Source organism: Streptomyces sp. NRRL S-1022, from assembly GCF_000720135.1.
Lineage (GTDB): Bacteria > Actinomycetota > Actinomycetes > Streptomycetales > Streptomycetaceae > Streptomyces.
This window is the reverse complement of sequence record NZ_JOIU01000018.1, coordinates 145,919-164,212: the sequence shown is the minus strand read 5'-3', so window position 1 is coordinate 164,212 and position 18,294 is coordinate 145,919. Positions and strand designations below refer to the sequence as shown.

14 protein-coding genes and 1 pseudogene are annotated in these 18,294 nt (G+C 70.6%); 3 read left to right on the top strand and 12 right to left on the bottom strand.

Annotated features, from left to right (window positions below; genetic code table 11):
* Nucleotides 1–409, bottom strand: a pseudogene (locus tag IG05_RS0125940) (FtsK/SpoIIIE domain-containing protein); the annotation flags it as partial.
* A gap of 58 nt (nucleotides 410–467) precedes the next feature.
* The gene (locus tag IG05_RS0125935) at nucleotides 468–824 is read right to left on the bottom strand and encodes a hypothetical protein (RefSeq protein ID WP_030346257.1); all 357 of its coding nucleotides are present in this window, start codon (nucleotides 822–824) and stop codon (nucleotides 468–470) included.
* 147 nt (nucleotides 825–971) lie between these two features.
* Between IG05_RS0125935 and IG05_RS0125930 the strand changes: the two genes are divergently transcribed.
* The 3 genes from IG05_RS0125930 (at nucleotide 972) to IG05_RS0125920 (ending at nucleotide 3,294) form a co-directional block, all read left to right on the top strand.
* Entirely contained in the window at nucleotides 972–1,340 is a 369-nt protein-coding gene (locus IG05_RS0125930) for a GntR family transcriptional regulator (RefSeq protein WP_030346256.1), read from the top strand.
* Nucleotides 1,341–1,565: 225 nt separating this feature from the next.
* Nucleotides 1,566–2,789, top strand: coding sequence for a helix-turn-helix domain-containing protein (locus tag IG05_RS0125925; protein WP_234336031.1), 1,224 nt, complete (start codon nucleotides 1,566–1,568; stop codon nucleotides 2,787–2,789).
* 19 nt (nucleotides 2,790–2,808) lie between these two features.
* The gene (locus tag IG05_RS0125920) at nucleotides 2,809–3,294 is read left to right on the top strand and encodes an NUDIX domain-containing protein (protein ID WP_030346254.1); all 486 of its coding nucleotides are present in this window, start codon (nucleotides 2,809–2,811) and stop codon (nucleotides 3,292–3,294) included.
* A 402-nt stretch (nucleotides 3,295–3,696) separates the two neighbouring features.
* Here IG05_RS0125920 and IG05_RS0125915 read toward each other — a convergent pair whose 3' ends face one another.
* The 10 genes from IG05_RS0125915 to IG05_RS0125870 all read right to left on the bottom strand — a co-directional run bounded on the left by IG05_RS0125915 (nucleotide 3,697) and on the right by IG05_RS0125870 (nucleotide 18,239).
* Entirely contained in the window at nucleotides 3,697–5,025 is a 1,329-nt protein-coding gene (locus tag IG05_RS0125915; RefSeq protein WP_158839023.1) for a Fic family protein, read from the bottom strand.
* A 1,101-nt stretch (nucleotides 5,026–6,126) separates the two neighbouring features.
* Complete coding sequence (gene moeZ, locus IG05_RS0125910) at nucleotides 6,127–7,305, bottom strand: adenylyltransferase/sulfurtransferase MoeZ (RefSeq protein WP_030346251.1); 1,179 nt, start codon at nucleotides 7,303–7,305, stop codon at nucleotides 6,127–6,129.
* A gap of 63 nt (nucleotides 7,306–7,368) precedes the next feature.
* Nucleotides 7,369–8,118, bottom strand: a complete 750-nt coding sequence (locus IG05_RS0125905) for a spherulation-specific family 4 protein (protein ID WP_030346249.1) — start codon at nucleotides 8,116–8,118, stop codon at nucleotides 7,369–7,371.
* Nucleotides 8,106–9,065: an NAD-dependent epimerase/dehydratase family protein gene (locus tag IG05_RS0125900; protein WP_030346247.1), complete on the bottom strand. Its 960-nt coding sequence runs from the start codon at nucleotides 9,063–9,065 to the stop codon at nucleotides 8,106–8,108. The genes IG05_RS0125905 and IG05_RS0125900 overlap by 13 nt, the downstream gene beginning before the upstream one ends.
* Nucleotides 9,066–9,252: 187 nt before the next feature.
* On the bottom strand, nucleotides 9,253–10,875 hold the full coding sequence (locus IG05_RS0125895) for a hypothetical protein (protein WP_324605025.1): 1,623 nt from the start codon (nucleotides 10,873–10,875) through the stop codon (nucleotides 9,253–9,255).
* Complete coding sequence (locus IG05_RS0125890) at nucleotides 10,872–12,629, bottom strand: DUF3492 domain-containing protein (protein ID WP_078894474.1); 1,758 nt, start codon at nucleotides 12,627–12,629, stop codon at nucleotides 10,872–10,874. Before IG05_RS0125890 ends, IG05_RS0125895 begins: the two co-directional genes overlap by 4 nt.
* A 238-nt stretch (nucleotides 12,630–12,867) precedes the next feature.
* The gene (locus tag IG05_RS0125885) at nucleotides 12,868–14,484 is read right to left on the bottom strand and encodes a dipeptide ABC transporter ATP-binding protein (RefSeq protein ID WP_030346244.1); all 1,617 of its coding nucleotides are present in this window, start codon (nucleotides 14,482–14,484) and stop codon (nucleotides 12,868–12,870) included.
* Complete coding sequence (locus tag IG05_RS0125880; RefSeq protein WP_030346243.1) at nucleotides 14,481–15,479, bottom strand: ABC transporter permease; 999 nt, start codon at nucleotides 15,477–15,479, stop codon at nucleotides 14,481–14,483. Before IG05_RS0125880 ends, IG05_RS0125885 begins: the two co-directional genes overlap by 4 nt.
* Nucleotides 15,476–16,516, bottom strand: coding sequence for an ABC transporter permease (locus IG05_RS0125875; protein WP_051790268.1), 1,041 nt, complete (start codon nucleotides 16,514–16,516; stop codon nucleotides 15,476–15,478). Before IG05_RS0125875 ends, IG05_RS0125880 begins: the two co-directional genes overlap by 4 nt.
* A gap of 4 nt (nucleotides 16,517–16,520) precedes the next feature.
* Nucleotides 16,521–18,239 carry an ABC transporter substrate-binding protein gene (locus IG05_RS0125870; RefSeq protein ID WP_030346240.1) on the bottom strand — a complete coding sequence of 573 codons (1,719 nt, stop codon included), beginning with the start codon at nucleotides 18,237–18,239 and terminating at the stop codon, nucleotides 16,521–16,523.
* Nucleotides 18,240–18,294: the final 55 nt, after the last annotated feature.

Here is an 18,294-nt window from a genome sequence, read left to right as displayed (position 1 = left end):
CGGGCAGGTCCCAGATGTCGGCGGCTATCTCCGCGTCCGGCACCGCGGCGGTGATGCGCTGTTCGGCACGGATGAGCTGGTAGATCCCTTCCATGCGGGACACGAGCGCGTCCAGCAGCTCGGCGGCGGCCGCGGGGTTGTCGGCGAGGGCGGAGAACCGGTGGGCCAGCGGGAACAGCTCAACCCCCTGCTTGCAGTCGATGCCTACCAGGGCGACGTCCATCGGAGCGAGTCCGGCGACCAGGTTGCGCTGGTAAACGGACTTGCCCGACTCGGTGGCGCCGAGGGTGAGGGCGTGTGGGACGGCGCGGTAGTCGCGGTAGTGCACCGAGCCGTCCTCGCGCAGGGCGACCGGAACTCGCATAGGCCGGGTGTCGACCTTGGCGGGCATCTGCACCCGCGCCGCCACCGCAGGAGACCCGCAGCGGCGACGACCAGCACCACAGCGACCGTTAACGCGGTCATGATCAGGCCGCCTTGGAGTTCGCGGCAGCGGCGACGAGGGACGTGACCGCGACGGCACGGAAGGCGATCCCGTGCCGCTTCTGGCCGTTGAAGTCGTTCTCCCACGGCCGGGCGATCAGTCCAGTGAGCGCGACCGGCGTGCCCATGGTCAGCTCACCGGAGATGCCCGGCTCGGGGACGGTGATGGACAGGATCTCAACCTCGTCGTTGGCCGCGAACATCACGTCGACGGTCATCAGCTTCGCGCCGGTCTCGACGTCGGTGGCGATCTCGCCGGTACGGCGGTCCTTGACCTTGGGCTGCGGGGTCTTGGCGACCATCACGGTCGCGGCGGAGGTGTCGACGGGGATCTGACGCATGAGTGCGCTCCTAGGGATCGAGACTTGACGTACTTAGTACGTCGACCTGTCACGAGAGTGCACCTGACACACTTAGTACGTCAAGTGCTTCTCGACGGGTGTCGGTTGGATGTGCTGCACTTAGTGCGACAAGCACTGAGAGGGGCTATGGCCGAGTTCACCGGGCGGGCGAAGTACCTGGAGATCGCCGACGACTTCAAGAGGCGCATCCGGCAGGGAGAGCTGGAACCCGGCACCAAACTGCCGTCCGAAACCGAGCTGATGAACGACCACGACGTCTCGCGGACCGTGGCCCGCCAGGCGATCTCCCGGCTCCGTGAAGACGGCTACGCGATCTCCCACCAGGGCAAGGGGAGCTTCGTCACCCTTCCCGAGGAGCCCCGTCAGACGAAGCGCAGCCCGGAGTTCGAGGAGATCGCCGGTTATCTGTCCGACGTACGGCGCGAGGTGCGTCGGCTCGCGGAGCGGATGGATCAGCTTGAGCAACTGGTGCGAGGGCAGCCGCAAGACGGCTGACCAGCTCGTCAGCACGGTGCGCGATGACGTTCACCTCATCGGCCAACTCCTTCACCTCTCGAGTCAACTCCACCACTTCGGCCGGCGTCAGCGGCATCGTGGCTCCTTCGTCGCGTGTTCGGCCTGGCGACCTCTTGGGGTAGCTACGACGCTAGGGGCGAGGCGGCGCACTACCCCGGAAAATTCCTCCGGGGTCCCATAGGGAGATGGGAAGACGCTCTAGCCATGCGAGGAATGACGACGAACCTGACGATCGGTGAACGAGTCGCTTGGTACCGCCGAAGGCGGGGCATCTCTCAAGAGGTTCTGGCCGGACTGGTGGGCCGTACGGTGGACTGGCTGAGCAAGGCGGAGAACAACCGGATCGAGCTGGACCGGCTCTCGGTCATCAAGTCGCTCGCCGACGCCCTGGACGTGACGCTCGGCGACCTGCTGGCCGAACCCACTCTCCTGGAGTGGACGCCAGACAGCGGCACCCGCACGGTGCCGGCACTCCGCTCAGCCCTCATGAACTACCGCCAGCTGACACCGCTGCTAGGCGTCGCCACCGAAGGCGAGCCGACGTCGCTCGCCGAGCTGAGCCGCAACGTCGCAGAGGTTTGGGACGCCTACCAGGAATCACGCTATGGCTTCGCGACCCGGCGGCTGCCCTTGCTCCTGGCAGACGCACTCATCGCCGCCCAGTCGTACCAGGGCCGGGAGCGAGAGCGGGCGCACGAGCTGACGGCCATGACGTACCAGGGCGCGGCCATGGTGCTCACCAAGCTCGGTGAGACCGACCTGGCATGGATCGCAGCCGACCGCGGATTGGCAGCAGCACAGCAGTCCGGCAATGCGGTCGTGACCGGTTCTCTCTTCCGGTCCGTTGCGCACTGCCTGCTGTCCAACGGCCGGTTCGACGCAGCCGTGCAGCTGGTCGGGGACGCGGGCGAATACCTTCGGCCGGGTCTCCAGGAGGCGACGCCCGAGTTCCTCTCCATCTACGGGACCCTGTTCCTGGCCGGGTCCATGGCCTCAGCCCGTGCGGACGACCGGGCCACGACGCGGACCTTCCTGGACGAGGCGAAACGGACAGCCGACCGACTCGGCACCGACGCCAACCACGTCTGGACCGCCTTCGGGCCGACGAACGTCGCCATTCATCGGGTGGCCACGGCGGCCGAGCTGGGTGACATGCAGGTTGCGGTCGAGCTGGGCCCGCAGATCGACACGACTGGACTGCCGACGGAGCGCCGTACACGGCACAACCTCGAAGTAGCCCGGGCTCTCAGCGCCCACAACCGGATGGACGACGCGCTCGCCAAAGTCCTGGAAGCAGAGAGCTGGGCACCGGAGCAGGTGCGGAGCCACTACCTGGCGCGGGAGCTGGTGCTCACCTGGGTTCGAGGGCAGCGCGGCCGGCCGAGCCGGAACCTGGCGGACCTGGCCGACAGGCTGCGCGTGGTCTGAGCTGGGTACCCTCGGCTGCATGGCGCCGAATGCACACGAAGCGAAGATGGCGCATCCGCGTATGGCGGCGGGTGCGCTCTTCTTTGATGCCGCCGGGCGGGTCCTCATGGTGGAACCCTCCTACAAGGACTACTGGGAGATCCCCGGCGGGTACGTCGAGGCCGGCGAGTCCCCGCTGCACGCCGCCATCCGCGAGGTCCAAGAGGAGCTGGGGATCACGCCGCCCATCGGACGTCTGCTCGCGGTCGACTGGGCCCCGAACGAGGCCGAGGGCGACAAGGTGCTGTACCTGTTCGACGGCGGCCAGCTCACTCAGGACGATCTGGGAGCGATCACCTTGCAGCCAGAGGAGCTGAAGAGCTTCGCGTTTGTCTCCCAGGCACAGATCACCGAGCGTACGATCCCGCGACTGGCCCGACGTATCAGGGCGGCTGTCGAGGCCAGGGCCAGCTCTGCTCCGGTGTATCTGGAGCACGGCGAGGAGCCGAAGAGCCGAGCTGCATGATCGATTTCTCGATGCCAGGTCACTAGCGCGGTAAGACTTTCTCTACATCATCAAGGCCCGCGCACGGCGCGGGCGCGCGCCGCCTCTGCGGCGCGGCCTGCCTCCTGTCTTCGCCCCGGCTGGCCGCGCCCGGCGGCGCGCTGCGTGCATGCGGGCTGAGGTCGGAAGGGAAACCCTCTGTGGCTGGGGCGGTCGGCTCCACGGCTTTAGGCAGCCACTTTGGGGCGAGCCTCGAAGATCATGGCCCCAACGTCGTGCTTTACCGGGCAGGTCCACAGACTGCCCGACGCGCCGGAAGCTTACGGGGCCATGATCACTCGCCCCAAAGCAGCTCCAGCCCAAAGCCGCTCCGCCGACCTAGCGATTCATCGCCGCGCCAACCGCAAGCTACCCCACCAAGCGTTAATCCGCCTTGGAGGCATTGCTGCCCGCGTCACTCATTCCTCGCAAACGCCGCCCCAGGTCTTCCACCGGCGTCCAGATGAACGAACGACCAGCCCTACTCTTCTGCAGGAGTCCGTGATCTTCCAGGGCGATAAGATCCTGTCTGGCCGTCTCATAGACAACATTATGGCTTGCCATATGCGACTGCGCAGTTACGGATGCACCCGGATTCTTCAGCGCATGGTTCAGCAAGGCGATCTGTCGGTGATTGAACAGTTTCTGGGCCCCAGAGATGCTCTGCTGTAGCTCCCGTACCTCTTCCGCCTTCCTGAACAGGTACTCATGCAGCTGTGAAATTGACCTCTGCAGCACTCCCAGTTGATACAGATGGAAGTATGTCAGGTCGTTCTCATCGTCCTCGGAGTACAAATAACTGTAGGCGTACTTTGAAGGCGCATTCTTGAGAATGGGCGAGATGGCCACGTATTCGGTGAGCCAGTAGTCCTGATTCAACATGGACCAATAGAACAAGGCCCGGGCGGTTCGCCCATTTCCATCCTCGAAGGGGTGATCGTAGCCGATCATGAAGTGGACGGTGATTGCACGCAGGACAGGGGGTATGTAGACCTCATCTAGCTCACCGTTTGCAAAATCGCACAGCCTCTGTACACGTTCTGGGAGCGCTGCAGCAGGTGGCGGAGTATGCAGTAGTTCGTTGCCGTTCCAAACACCTACACGGTCCTCGTCCGGTAGCTGGAAGCGGCCAGAAGCATGGGAATTATCGAGGGTCCCGTCCGTGACTACTCGATGGATCTCGCAAATCATTTCCGGGGTCAGCCGCTCGTTGCGCAAGTCGCCAATCATGCGCATCGCCTGATAGTTGTTGTAGATCATCCGCTCATCGCGATCTCGCGGCTGACGTTGTGTGCGGATCATCTCCTTAGCGACCTTGCGGCTCGTGGAGGCGCCTTCCAGCTGGCTGGAGTTAATTGCTTCTTCGATCAAAGAATTGATCAGGTAGCGGTCGCGGGTGGCAGGGTTGGTAACCTGCTCGCTGATGGTGATCTTGCCGCTAGCGTCCCGGCTTACTTCCTCCAAGGACTTAAGTACGACGTCCGGGAGGCAGAAAACGAAGGGCTGGCCGTTCACGTCTACCAGCGGCAGGATGCGCTGCACTCTGCGTCGCGCAAGCTTGATGCCCGCCCACCACTCCTCGTGCGTTAGATCGTTAGGCGGATTCTTATGTCGAAGGCGATCCCACGGGAGATATGGGTCGGTTGGGCCAGCACCGGGAGCAGTGAGGATCCGCGCCAGCTTTCCGCCTTCAGACTTCACGATGAGCTGCATGGTCTCCTCCGGAGGGGGAGGCGGCATTGGTCTTCTCATGCGAACGCCTCCTGCTGCTCATGCCAGCCGCCAACGTCACGCATGGCTTCATTGGTACGCAGTTGCGTCATGACCTTCGCTCCTCCTAGCTGCAGGCCTGGTCGCTGGTCCCTGTGGGACCAAGACCAACTGCCGGCAGGCATTGCTGCAGGGATCTGCAGCAGCATCAACGCAGCGTCTCTCCAACTACTAGCAAGCTACTACTTCGCCCCAGACTAGTAGATCGAGCGGGCGTCTATGCAGATCGGCGCTTTGGTGATGCTGCCGGTAGGGCTGGCATTGCCGTGAAGGCGGCATCGACCCAATGCCGCCCCCCAACTACTAACCAGCTACTACTTCGTCCCAGACTAGTAGATCGAGCGGGCGTCTATGCAGGTCAGGGCTGTGGTGGTGCTGCAGGGTAGAGCTGGCTGGCAGTGCGGCATGGGTGCTGCTGGGTCGCTGGCTGGCATTGCTGTGAAGGCAGCATCGACCCAATGCCGCCTCCCAACTACTAGCCAGCTACCACTCTGTCCCGGCTCGCCTAAATCAAGGGTCGAGGCGCCCGCAGGAGAAGCCAGGCGCGGCCGGGCACGACAGGTAAGTGGCCCGTCACGCAGGCGGCCCCACGTGACCGACGAAGCCCTGCCTGTCCCAGGCCAGCCCATGCGGTTGCGCGGCTTCGTGCTCTCCAAGCGGAAGGATGATGGCCGGCGGACTTGTCGACCGCTATGGCGGTGTGCCAGTGGGCTGGGCCGACTGGCCGAATGAGCCGCTGGAGATGTGTCCCTTCCCCAAGCTGTGCCTCTGACATCCGCGGGTGACATCAACGACAGCAGACGGCGGCGGCAACCAGCGGCCGTGCGCGGTAGCAGTGCAGGAAACGGGCCCCCGCCGGACCGGGGCGAGAACGAACTTGTAAAGCGGCACTCACCTGGGCCAGCGCTCTGCATGCTGCGGGCCGGGCCGTCTCTGGGCCGTGCGAGGACGCCCGACACCGACCAACAACGACAGAAGCCCACGGCGTCTGAGCAGCTCAGAGCCGTGGGCTTCGTCAGTCTCGCTGGTCGGCGAGACCGTTGATCAGTAGACCGGCTTGTCCGGTTCGATCTGGTTGACCCAGCCGATGACGCCGCCGCCGACGTGGACCGCGTCGGAGAAGCCCGCGGACTTCAGGACCGCGAGGACTTCCGCACTGCGGACACCCGTCTTGCAATGCAGGACGATCTTCTTGTCCTGCGGGAGGCCCTCCAGGGCGGTGCCCAGGAGGAACTCGTTCTTCGGGATCAGCCTGGCGCCCGGGATGGAGACGATCTCGTACTCGTTCGGCTCGCGGACGTCGATGATCTCGATGTTCTCGCCGTCGTCGATCCACTCCTTGAGCTGCTTGGGAGTGATCGTGGAGTCCATGGCCGCCGCCTGGGCTTCCTCGGAGACGACGCCGCAGAAGGCCTCGTAGTCGATGAGCTCGGTGACGGTCGGGTTCTCACCGCAGACCGCGCAGTCCGGGTCCTTGCGGACCTTGACCTGGCGGTACTGCATCTCCAGGGCGTCGTAGATCATCAGACGGCCGACCAGCGGCTCGCCGATGCCGGCGAGGAGCTTGATGGCCTCGTTGACCTGGATGGAGCCGATGGACGCGCACAGCACGCCCAGGACGCCGCCCTCGGCGCAGGAGGGGACCATGCCGGGGGGCGGGGGCTCCGGGTAGAGGCAGCGGTAGCAGGGGCCGTGCTCGGACCAGAAGACCGAGGCCTGGCCGTCGAAGCGGTAGATGGAGCCCCACACGTACGGCTTGTTCAGCAGTACGCAGGCGTCGTTGACCAGGTAGCGGGTCGCGAAGTTGTCGGTGCCGTCGACGATCAGGTCGTACTGGCTGAAGATCTCCATCACGTTGTCGGCTTCCAGCCGCTCCTCGTGAAGGATCACGTTCACGTACGGGTTGATGCCCTTGACGCTGTCGCGAGCGGACTCGGCCTTGGAGCGGCCGATGTCGGACTGGCTGTGGATGATCTGGCGCTGCAGGTTCGACTCGTCGACCTCGTCGAACTCCACGATGCCGAGGGTGCCCACGCCCGCGGCGGCCAGGTACATCAGCGCCGGCGAGCCCAGGCCGCCGGCGCCGACACAGAGCACCTTGGCGTTCTTCAGCCGCTTCTGCCCGTCCATCCCCACATCGGGGATGATCAGGTGGCGGGAGTACCTGCGGACCTCGTCTACGGTGAGCTCGGAAGCCGGCTCGACCAGGGGTGGCAGCGACACGGGGACTCCGTTGGTCGGTCAATCACTACAGTTGTTCTCCTCGTAACACTGCCACGGCCTCCTTCATTCCGAGACACCTGTCCCGACCAGCGAGACGATGTCGTCCCAGTAGCCGGGCATGGTCTCCCAGGGGTCGACGTGGCCGCCCCGGTCCGTGCGGTCCGTGAGGTAGACCGTCGCCGCGCCCTGCCAGCGGGCGATCCGCAGCGCCTCGTGCAGGTGGCCGTGGGGCACGCTGTGCACGAAGTGGCAGAAGCGGTCGGACGGGTAGTCGGCGGTCCACTCGGCCACCTGCGACCAGCGGTAGTCGGACCACGAGCCGGAGAAGGTCACCAGCTGGTCGGCGTCCTCGGCGTACCCGGGGTGCGGATGGCGGCCGTGGCCCAGGACGATGTGGGCGGTGTCACCGAGCGCCCGGAGCGTGGTGACCGCGCGGCGGACCCCGGGCAGCTCGGCGCGCTCGACGGGACAGCGGTCCAGCAGGAAGCCGTCGACCCGGTACCAGTCGAGATGGCGGTGGGCGTCGGAGAGCAGGTCGCCGAAGGCCCGGGTGCCGTAGGTGAGGTCGAGGTGGCCGAGGACGCGGACACCGGCGGCCCGCAGCCGGGCAACGGCCTCCAGGCAGTGCGGGTCGGGGCGGCTGCCGGGGCCGCCGGCGACGTCGAGGACCACCCAGTCCACCGGGAGGCCGGGGCGGGCGAGTTCCGCCCACTGGGCCGGGGCGACGAGCGGATGGGCGTAACCGGGGATGCCGAGGGCGGTGCGGATGCCGGTGCCGGTGGCGTCCGCGGTGGTGCTGGTCAGATGCGGCATGCCGCCTCCATCCAGATGTCGGCCAGGGATTCTTCGAGGTTGATGCGGGGCCGCCAGCCCAGCCGGTCGCGCGCGGTGCGCACGTCGGCCTGCTGCCAGCTGCCGCAGCCGTCCGGGTACGGGTACGCCACCGGTGCCGGGTGCTCCAGGTCGGCGCGGGGATGGCCGATGGCGTTGCGCAGCGGTCCGGGCGGGGCGTCGAGTTCGTGGAGGGCACCGCCGTACCCGGCCACGCGCGCGAGGACGGCGGCGGCCTCCCTGAGCCGTACGGCACGGCCGGAGCCGATGTTGATCACGCCCTGCGCGGCGGAGAGCGAAGCGGCGTGCACGGCCCGGGCGACGTCGCGTACGTCCACGAAGTCGCGCTGGACGCCGAGGCCGCCGAGTTTGAGTTCGCCGTCGCCGGACTGCATCGCGCGCCGCATGGCCTCCGCGAGGCGGCCCAGCGGGGAGCCGGCCGGGGTGCCGGGGCCGGCCGGCGAGAAGACGCGCAGCACGACGGCGTCGAGGCCGGAGCCGAGGACCAGTTCGGTCGCGGCGAGCTTGCTGACGCCGTACGGGCCGCCGGGGCGCGGCACGGCGTCCTCGGCGGTGGAGGACCCGGGCTGGCTGGGACCGTACTCGGAGCCGCACCCGATCTGCACCAGGCGGGCGCCGCACCCGCTGCGGCGCAGGGCCTCGCAGACGGTGGCCACGGCGACGGTGTTGTGCCGGGTCAGTTCGCGGGCGCCGCCGCGGGTGGCGCCCGCGCAGTTGACCACGACCCCGGGGTGGACCGCGTCGAGGAAGCGGGTGAGCGCGCCCGGGCTGCCGGTGGCGAGGTCGAAGCGGACGTCGGCGTCGTCGCCGCGGCCGAGCGCGGTGAGCTGGACGGCCGGGTCGGCGAGCAGGCGGTCGGCGACGTAGCGGCCGATGAATCCGTTGGCTCCGATCAGCAGGACCCTCATCGGGCGGCTCCCGGGGTGTGCGCGCCGGTGGTACCGGCCGTCTCGACGGCTCCTGCGGCTGCTCCGGGGTCTCCGGCGGTCGCCGAGGCTCCGGACGCTCCGGCTCGGGACGTGGTCATCTGGTGTTCTCCTTCAAAACGGGTGGTGCGGGTGCCGCCGGCGGTGGGCCGGGCCGGGGGCGGAAGGTTCACTCGGGTGCTCCCGTGGGCGCGTGGACCGAGGCGCGGGTGAGGGTGCGGCCGGCGTGCCACAGCAGGGCGAGGGCCGCGGTGCCGCAGGCGAGGGCCGGTACGGCGGCCACGCCCCAGGCGCCGACCAGGGTCTCGACGGGAGCCGCCAGGAAGGCGCAGCCGGGCAGCCGGGCGGCCGTCGGCAGCGCGAGGGCCGCCGCTTCCATGGCCGCGGCGGCGCCCAGTGCGAGGACGGGGGCGTGCCGGTGGCGGTGCACGGTGAGCAGGCGGGCGAGCAGGAGCAGGGCGCCCAGGGGGAGGGACTGCGCGAAAGCCGGGGGCTCGTGCAGGGCGGTGCCGCACAGGGCGAGCAGTGCGCCGAAGGCGCCGAGGAACAGGGTGAGGACTCCGGCCAGCAGGGGTTTCGCGGCGGCCGTGAAGTCCGCCAGGCCGCGGCTGCGGGACAGCCTGCGGCGGGCGCCGGCGGCCAGCAGGTGGGCGGACCAGGCCGCCGGGGCGCAGGCCGGCAGGAGGGCCAGGGCGGGCGCGGTGGCCGTGGGCCAGGGGCCGTCCGGGGTCCCCGTGGGCAGGGCGTCCGGGCCGCCCGTGAGGAGGGCGTGAAGGAGGCCGTCGCCGGCGAGGGCGTATCCGAGCAGCCAGAGCGTCCAGTAACAGGGGGCGGCGGCGGTGCGCCACGCGTGCCGGCGGGGCGGACCGGAGAGCGGGCCGTGGCGCAGTGCCGCGCGCATGGCGAGGGCCGCGGCGAGGAGGCCGCCGAGTGCGAGCAGCGCGCGGGGCTGCCCGTGGGTGAGCCGCAGGCCGGTCACCGTGGCCGCGCCGAGCGCTCCGGGCAGCAGGGTGAGCAGCACCCAGCCGACGCGGACCCGGGGCACCGGCAGGGGTGCGGGCTCCGGGCGCGGCTCGGCGTCGCACGGCACGCGCGCGTACAGCTCCTCGGCGAGCGAGAACACGTCGCGGTGGCGGAAGCGGGCGGCGGTGCGGTCGGTGACGCCGTGCGTCTCCAGCCCCGCCGCGACCTCCAGCGGGTCCACGGCCCGCGCGCACAGCTCATGGTGGCGGTGCAGCAGGGCTTTCACCGGGTCGCCGGCCCCTCGGCGCGGGCCGGCGGCACGCCTCGGGCCGGGCCACGCGTCCGCTACGGCGTGGGAGCCGGGCGGAGCGGGAGCGGCCGACGGCCCGGGGGCGTAGGAAGCGGCCGACGGCCCGGGGGCGTGGGGAGCGGCCGATGATCCGGCGTCGTGGGGAGCGGTCGGCGGTCTGGAGTCGGGGGAGGCGGCCCGCGGCCCGGCGTCGTGGAGAGCGGCCGACGGCCCGGGGGCGTGCCCGGGACCCTGCCCGGCGGGGCCGCCCGGCAGCCACTCCCCCGACCGTGTGTCCCACGGATCGGCGCCGCCCGGCATCACCGGCCGGTCGGCTTCGGCCGCCTCCGCCGGGCTCAGCCCGGGCCGGTCGGCTACGGCCGGCTTCCGCAGGCTCAGCGCGGGCCGGTCGGCTCCGGCCGCCTCCCGCGAGCTCAGGAGGTCTTCCGCAGCGGCCCCGAACCCGGCCGGCTCCTCCGGGGCCCCGGCGAGGCCCCGACCGGCTCCGGTGTCGGCGTTCCGGCTGTCCAGGCCGCTCATCGGGCCCCCTCCGCGGCCAGTGGGGTCGCGCGGACGGGGGCGTCGGTGGCCCAGGCGGGGATGCCGCGGGGCAGTGCGCGGGGCGTGGGGCCGGTCCAGCGGCCGGGGACGTGGGACTCGGCCGGGGTGGCGAACGGCAGGGGTGCGCCGGACTCGTCCAGGACGACCCGGCGGACCGGGCTGTGCGAGACGATGTCCAGGTAGATGCCGTGAAACGCGGCGATGTTCTGCTCGACGGTGAACAGTTCGAGCGCCCGGGCGCGCGCGGCCGCGCCGAGGCGCTCACGGCGCCTGGAGTCGCGCAGCAGCGCCACGCACGCCTCGGCGAGCGCCCTGGGGTTGCGCGGGGGCACGACCAGTCCCGTGCCGCCGATGACCTCGACGACCGCGCCCACGTCCGTGGAGACGGTGGCCCGGCCGCAGAACATGGCCTCGACGAGGCCGACCGGGAAGCCCTCCACGACGCTGGAGAGCACGACGACCGCGCCGGCGGCGTACGCGTCGGGCAGCGTCGGGGCGCCCGGAGCGCCGATCTCGTCGAAGGAGACGGGGTTGTCGCCGACCGCGTGCGCGCCCTCCGCCTCGTCCGGGAAGAGGTGCGCGGCGAGCGCCCGGCAGTGGCCGAGGTAGGCCGCGCCCTCGGCGCCCGCGGGCGCGCCGACGATGCGCAGGCGGGCTCCGGGCCGCTCCTTGCGGACCTCGGCGAAGGCGTGCAGCAGGCAGACGAGGTCCTTGGCGGGTTCCACGCGGCCGACCCAGACCAGGGTGTCTGGTTCGGCCCGGTCCGGGGCCTCGCCGACCTCGGTGAAGCGGCCGGCCGCCATGCCGGGGTACACGGTGCGGATCCGGTCGCGGTCGGCGCCGCACCGTTCCTGCCAGCGGCGGGCGTGCGCGTTGCCCGGGGTGAGGATCGCGGCTCCGCGGTAGACCTCGGCGGCGAGCAGGCTCTGGAAGGCGCCGAGCAGGGCGCGTACGGCGGGGGCGGCGGTGCCGGGGCCGAGGGTCAGGTAGTGCGAGCGCAGGTGCACGCCGTACTCGGTGACGAGCAGCGGGACGTCGTCGAAGTGCCGGGCGAGCAGGCCGGCGAGGGCGGCGGGGCCGCCGGTGGTGGCGTGGCAGAGATCGGCCGCGCCGAGGCCGTCGTCGCCGTACCAGTCGAGGGACAGGGGGCGCAGGGCGCGGGCGAGGTGTGCGGCGACGGTGAGCAGATCGGGTACGCGCGCCTCGCGCGCCGTGCGCAGCGCGTGCGGGGCGCGGCAGGCGCGTTCCAGGGTGCGTACGGCGGTCTCGGAGCGCAGGGCGCCGGCGAGTCCGCCGGTCGTGCGGGCGAGTTCGGCGAGTGCGTACAGCGCGCTGCCGAAACGGTCCGCCTGATCAGTGGCCGCGTCCCGGAACACCGCGCCCGAGGCGCCCTCGGCCGCGGTGCTCCCCGCATCCTCGGCCCTCCCCGTGCCCGCGGCGCCCCCGGCGCAGACCGCCGCGGCCAGTTCCCCGTAGCACTCGGCGAAGCGCCGGCGCGCACGCCGTCCGTAGGCGACCCCGTCGTCCTCGGCCGTCCGCAGCGGCGCCGTGCGCACGCGCCTGACCTGGGGCGGGAGCGGCACGAAGTCCTCGCCGTGCCGGCTCCGGCCGCGGCTGAGCGCGTAGACGTCGAACTCGTGCTGCTCAAGCCCGCGCACAAGCCGGTCGCACCAGAGCACGGCGTCACCGTCCACATACGGATAGCCACCCTCGGTGAGCAGTCCTACGCGCACGTGTGCACCCCCGATCTCCCGTCTGGGGAGCCGCCGGTGACTCGGTGGCTCGCAGCGGGACGAACGTAGAGGCACAAGGCGGTGGTGCGACGGACGGTTGTCCGTCGCACCACCAAAAGGGGTGAACGGTCGTAACTTTCGCGTGCGGGTCGCGTTCTGCCGCGCTAAGGCATCACACCGTGATCGTCCGAGCGTGAACCGTCACGCCACGCGCGGGCGTGGCCCCCGAGCGCGGGCGCTATGCCGCCGCCGGTGTGCGCCGGGCCGCGCGGCGCCGGGCCGCCAGCTCCGGGTCCAGCGCGGGTACGGCGGCCAGGAGCTGCCGGGTGTACGCCTCCCGCGGGCTGTCGTACACCTCGTCGGCGGGCCCGTACTCGACGAGCCGGCCGCCCCGCATCACCGCCACCCGGTCGCTGACCTGGCGGACGACGGCGAGGTCGTGCGCGATGAAGACCAGCGCCAGGCCGAGTTCCCGCTGGAGTTCGCCGAGCAGGGCGACCACCTGGGCCTGGGTGGTGACGTCGAGGGCGGAGACGGGCTCGTCGCAGACGATGGCGCGCGGCTCGGCGGCGAGCGCCCGCGCGATGCCGATGCGCTGGCGCTGCCCGCCGCTGAACTCGTGCGGGTAGCGGTCGTAGTGCGCCCCGTCCAGGCCCACGCGCTCCAGCAGTTCCCTCACCCGCCCCCGGATGCGCTGCTCGTCGGACTCCCCGCGCGCGCGGAGCGGGTCGGCGACGGACTCGCCGACGCTGCGGCGCGGGTTGAGGGAGGAGACGGGGTCCTGGAAGACCATCTGCACGGCCGGGTTCACCCCGGTGTGCGGGCTTCCCTGGTAGCGGATCTCGCCGGCGGTGGGTTCCAGCAGCCCGACGAGCATGCGGCCGAGCGTGGTCTTGCCGCTGCCGCTCTCGCCGACCACGCCGAGGGTCTCCCCGCGCCGGACGGTCACCGAGACGTCGTCCACGGCGGCGAAGGCCCGCTTGCCGCGCCCGAACTCGCGCCGTACGCCGGCGGCCTCCAGGACCACCTCGCCGGTGGCCGGGGAGCCAGTCCGGCGGGCGTCCACGCGCGGGACGGCGTCGAGCAGTTCACGGGTGTACGCCTCGGCGGGCGCGGCGAGGACCGTGCCGACCGGGCCGCGTTCGACGGCCCTGCCGTGCCGCATGACGAGGATGTCGTCCACGCTCTCGGCGGCCACGCCGACGTCGTGGGTGACGAGGAGCAGCCCCATGCCGGTCTCCTCGCGCAGCCCGTGCAGCAGGTCGAGGATCTGCGCCTGGACGGTGACGTCGAGCGCGGTGGTCGGCTCGTCGGCGATCAGCAGGTCGGGTTCGCAGGCGAGGGCCATGGCGATCAGGGCGCGCTGGCGCATGCCGCCGCTGAACTCGTGCGGGCGGGACCGGGCCCGCCGCGCCGCGTCCGGGATCCCGACCCGCTCCAGCACCTCCACGGCACGCGCGCGTGCGGCGCGCCGCGGCACGCGCGCGTGGACGCGGTGGACCTCGGCGATCTGGTCGCCGATCGCGTAGTACGGGTCGAGGGAGGACAGCGGGTCCTGGAAGACCATGGCGGCCCTGGCCCCGCGCAGCCGGCGCAGTTCCTCGTCGGAGGCCGCCTGTACGTCGGTGCCGGCCACCCGCACCGAGCCGCCGACCCGGGCCCCGGTGCCCCGGTGCAGGCCCAGCAGGGCGCCCGCGACCGTGGACTTGCCGGAGCCGGACTCGCCGACCAGGGCCAGGGCGGCGCCCTTCGCCAGGCTGAAGGAGAGGCTGTCGACGGCGCGCAGGGCGCCGAACTCGACGGTCAGACCGGTCACGTCGACCAGGTTCGTGTCCGCCGTTTCCACCAGGCTCATGCGAGCACCACCCGTCGGTCGGCCACCGCGTACAGGACGTCCGCGACGGCGTTGGCGAGGACCACGAAGAAGCCGGTCACCAGGACCAGGCCGACGACCACCGGAAGGTCGACGACCTTCACCGCGTGCACCAGCTCCTGGCCGATGCCGGGCAGGCCGAACAGGGTCTCGGTGAGGACGGCGCCGCCGACGGCCGAGCCGAAGGTGACCGCGTTCAGGGCGATGACGGAGGCCGTCGCGCCGCGCAGCGCGTGCCGGGCGATGACCGCGCGCTCGCTGACGCCGTAGGCCCGGAAGGTGCGGATGTGGTCCTCGGCCAGCGTCTCCAGCATGGACGCCCGGGTCAGCCGGGCGAAGTTGGCCGCCTCGATGAGGGCGAGGGAGAGCCAGGGCAGCAGCAGGTTCCAGGCCCACTGCTCGGGGTCGTCGGTGAGGTTCACGTACTGCGGGAAGGGGAGCAGCTGGAGTTCGCCGCAGACGACGATCATCAGCACCAGGCCGATGACGAAGACGGGCGTGGCGACGCCTGCGAGGGTGATCGCGGTCAGGAGGCGTTCGGAGAGCCGGCCGCGCCGCCAGGCGGACAGCACGCCGGTGCCGATGCCGAGCACGAGCCAGATCACCATCGCGCCGAGCACCAGCGAGAAGCTGACCGGCAGCTTGGCCAGGAGGATGTCGGTGACCTGCTGGCCGGTCTGGTACGACTGGCCGAGGCAGGGCGCCGCGCAGTGCTCGACGGAGGTGCCCGTGGAGAAGTCCTGGCCCACGAAGATGCCCTGCAGGAAGTGCCAGTAGCGCACGTACAGCGGGTCGTCGAGGTGGAGTTGCTGGGCCACCTGGTGGACCTGGGCCGGGGAGCAGCGCGGGCCGCAGGTGATCTGGGCGACGTCGCCGGGGGTGACGTAGAAGACGACGTAGATGATCACCGAGAGGACGAACAGGGTGATCACGGCGCCGGTGATCCGGCGCAGGACGAAGCCGGTGAAGCCGTTCACGGCCGCTCCTCCTTCCTCGGTTCGCCGGCGGGTACGGCGGCCCCGGCACGGGCCTCCCGCTTGCGGCCGGTGCCGACGCGCAGGCGGGAGGCGGCGCGCGGGTCGAGGGCGACGCGGACGCCGTCGCCGAGGACGGTCATCGCGCACACGGTGACGAACAGGGCGAGCGCGGGCAGCAGCAGGTACTGCGGGGCCGCCTGGTACCAGACGTCGGCGGAGGTGAGCATCTGGCCCCACGACGGGGTGGGCGGCTGCACGCCGACGCCGAGGAAGGACAGGGCCGCCTCGGCGCTGATGTTCGACGGGATCAGCAGCGCGGCGTACGTGATGACCGGCGCGGCCAGGCCCGGGAGCAGCTCGCGCACGGCGGTCCGCCAGGTGCTCCAGCCGCTCAGCCGGGACGCGGAGACGTAGTCGAGGTTCTTCAGGGCGAGGGTCTGCGCGCGCACCATCTTCGCCATCGTGGACCAGCCGGCGACGAGGGAGATGATCAGCGCGACGAGGACGGGCCGCGGGAAGCCGGCCGGCACGATGGCCAGCAGCGCGAGCGCCATGACCATCAGGGGCATGGCGATGAAGATGTCGGTGACGCGGCTGAGGACGAGGTCGACCCAGCGGTTGCCCAGGCCCGCGGCCACGCCCATGGCGAGGCCGATCAGGATCTGGACGACGGTTGCGCCCAGCGACACGCCCAGCGAGACCCGCGCGCCGTAGACCAGCCGGGCGAACATGTCGCGTCCGGTCTGCGGTTCGACGCCCAGCCAGTGGTCGGCGCTCACGCCGCCGAGGGAGCCGATGGGCACGCCGCCGCGCGCGGAGTCGATCAGGGTGGGGTGGTAGGTGGTGGGGTCCTGGCCCTCCAGGGCGGTGAGCAGCGGCGCGGCGAGCGCGATCAGGACGAGCAGCGCGACGACGGCCGCGGCGACCAGGGCGGCGCGCTGCGCCCGCAGCCGCCGCCAGAACTGACGTGCCCCCGAGGCCGCCGGGACGGAGGTGTCCGTCCCGGCGGTCTCGACGACGGCAAGTGCCTCGCTCACGGTGCTACTTCACCGCGACCTGGGAGATGTCCAGCACGCCGGTCCAGTCGCTGATGACGATGTTCTTGACGTCCTTGCCGTACAGGCGCTTGTAGACCGGGTGGAACAGCGGCACGACGAGGGCCTTGTCGCCGATCTTCTTGTCCAGTGCGCCCCACCGCTGGGCGGCGGCGTCGAGGTCGGTCAACTTGTTGATCGCGTCAATCTCGTCATTGACCGACTTGTCATCGAGCTGGCCCGTGTTGAAGTTCGCTCCGTCCTTGACGATCTGCCGGCCGTCGAAGATGGGGGCGAGGAAGGGGCCGCCGGAGGGCCAGTCGGCACCCCAGTGGGCGAGGAAGAGACCGGGCTCGGTCTTCACGCTGTGGATCTTGTCCCGGTAGTCGTTGTCCTCCAGGCCCTGCAGCTTGACCGTGATGCCGGCCTTCTTGAGCGCGTCCTGGACGGCGGTGGCGATCTCCGGGCTGGTCTCGAAGTCCTTGTTGTTGGAGTGGGTCAGCGTGATGGTGAGACCGTTGCCGTGACCGGCCCGCTTCAGCAGCTCCCTGGCCTTCGCCGGGTCGCCGGACGAGCCCGCCGGGAACGGGTCGTACGGCGTGTAGCCGAAGGACTTCTGGTTCGGCAGGAAGGTGGTGGCGGGCTCGGCGAGGGCGCTGCCGCCGGCCGCGTTGACCACGGAGGACCGGTCGATGGCGTACGCGATCGCCTGGCGCACCTCGGGCTTGTCGAACGGCTTCACCCGCGGGTTGAAGGCGAGGTAGTTCGTGTAGCCGAAGTGGCCGGTGCCCACGCGCGCGGCCAGCTCCTTGTCGCCGGTCACCTTGGCGAGTTCGGCCGGGCCGAGGTTGGTGTCGGTGGTGACGGCGGCGGCGTCCGCGCCCTGGGACGCGGACAGCCGCTGGTTGATCACCGAGGAGTCGAGGCCGGAGCGGACGTCGATGGTGTCGGGGTACGCCTTGCGCTCCGCGTCGGTCGCCGCCGACCAGTGCGTGTTGCGCTCCAGGAGGACGTGCTCGCCGTCGTTCTCGTTCTTGACGACCTTGTACGGGCCGGACGAGACGGGGTGCGACTCGTACTTGGTGCCCGTGTCCTTGCTCTTGGGCACCGGGGTGAACTGCGTCTGCGTGGCGAGGTAAGGGAACTCGCCCTCGGGCTTGTTCAGGTGGAAGACGATGGTCCGGGCGTCCGGCGTCTCGATCGCGGACAGGCCCTTCTTGTCCTTGTACGGCCCCTGGTAGTCGGCGGCGCCGACCAGCCAGTCCCGCAAGTAGGGAGCTCCGCCGGAGAGTTCGGGGGCGAAGGAGCGCTCGACGCCGTACTTGACGTCGGCCGAGGTGATCGGCGTGCCGTCCTCGTACTTCAGGCCCTTCTTCAGGGTGTACGTCCACACGGTCGCGTCCTTGTTGGGGCGTCCGGTGTCGGTGGCGAGATCCGGGACGACCTTGGCGCCGGCCGCGCCGTTCTCCCGGTTGCGCGTGGTGAGGGTGCGGAAGACCAGCGAGGGGACGTTTCCGCCGCCGGAGGTGTACAGGCGCGCGGGGTCGAAGTCGGTCTGCGGCTCGGAGTTCAGGACCGTGAGCGTGCCGCCCTTGTGGGGCGTGGAGTCGCCACCGGAGCCCTTGGCATCGCTGTCCTCCGGGCCGCAGGCGGCGGCGCCCGCTGCCACGACCAGGCTGACGGATGCCGCTGCCACGCGGCGCGCTATGACGGACGGATGACGCATCGGAATGACGACCTCTCGGGGTGACGTGGCGGTGTTGATCGAGGATTTCTCGATG